The sequence below is a fragment of the Bacillus sp. JJ1521 genome (genome assembly GCF_036965165.1).
Classification (GTDB): domain Bacteria; phylum Bacillota; class Bacilli; order Bacillales; family Bacillaceae_L; genus Ferdinandcohnia.
The window spans coordinates 1-1,035 of the sequence record NZ_JBALOX010000304.1 but is presented as its reverse complement, the minus strand read 5'-3'; the positions used below and the strand labels follow the sequence as shown (position 1 = coordinate 1,035).

At 39.3% G+C, this 1,035-nt stretch carries 1 protein-coding gene; it reads left to right on the top strand.

Translation table 11 applies throughout. The features are described 5' to 3' along the window. Positions 1-565: 565 nt before the first annotated feature. Positions 566-1,027 carry a hypothetical protein gene (locus V7147_RS25110; protein ID WP_335370520.1) on the top strand — a complete coding sequence of 154 codons (462 nt, stop codon included), beginning with the start codon at positions 566-568 and terminating at the stop codon, positions 1,025-1,027. Positions 1,028-1,035 lie beyond the last annotated feature (8 nt).

Here is a 1,035-nt window from a genome sequence, read left to right as displayed (position 1 = left end):
TACCAATGTATTACAAAAAAGTATATTGGGAAAATCGATGTAAATTTATAGTGATTATTGGGGTTTTTTCGAGGCAACTTTCCTAAAACAGACGTTTTTTAGCGATTTTTGTCTAGAATTGACCGAAATAATTAAATTTTTTTCTACACGATTCCACATTTTTATCAACCCAGACATGCTATCATTCATTTAATAAATTCCAAAAATTCAAAATATAATAGATTGAGAGTTATCTTTTCGATTGGGGGAGGAGAGCTAAAAGTGCCTTATTATACGTTTAGAGAAATTTGGACACCATTATGGTTCGTGAGAATTCGTTTTTATAAAAGAATTGAGGATCGGCTTTATTTTGTGAGATACGGCAAAGGACCACGTCGTCCGTTTTTAACTCGATTTAGTAAATTTAGCGCTAGGGCTTAGGCTCTGGGCTATTTTTTTTGCTTTGAGGGTCTTAGGACAGGTCTGATGTCCCAAACCGAATCCAAGCAAAGATTCTTGTACTAGGACAACTTTCCAGGGGCATATCCATAATAGTAAACAAGCTTAAGGGGGCATTTGTTTACATATGAGACGACGACGAAGATTGCCCATTCCGCTGATTTTGGGATCAGTTGGGGTCATACTTATTTTTATTCTTGTTCTTTCACTGTTTCGCACATCACCGGAGGAGAAAGCGAAGGAGCTTGTCCACTCCTTTTATAAATTCGAACAGGATGCCGATTTCAGAAGTTCATGGGAATTATTCCATCCCCTGATGCAAAAGCGGTTTGAAAAAGCAGACTACATCCAGCAGCGCAACCATGTATTTGTTGGTCATTTTGGGACCGATACATTCAAATTCACGGTGGATGATGCAGAAAAACTAAAAACCTGGCAGATGACGAAGGACACTACCATCTTCCATGACGTCTACAAGGTGCCCATCACCCAGACCTACAAAAGCATATACGGCACCTTCACCATCCACCAAGATGTCTTCGTTGTCGAGGAGTCAGGCGACATGACGATCTTGTGGGAATTTGAATAGGATAGATA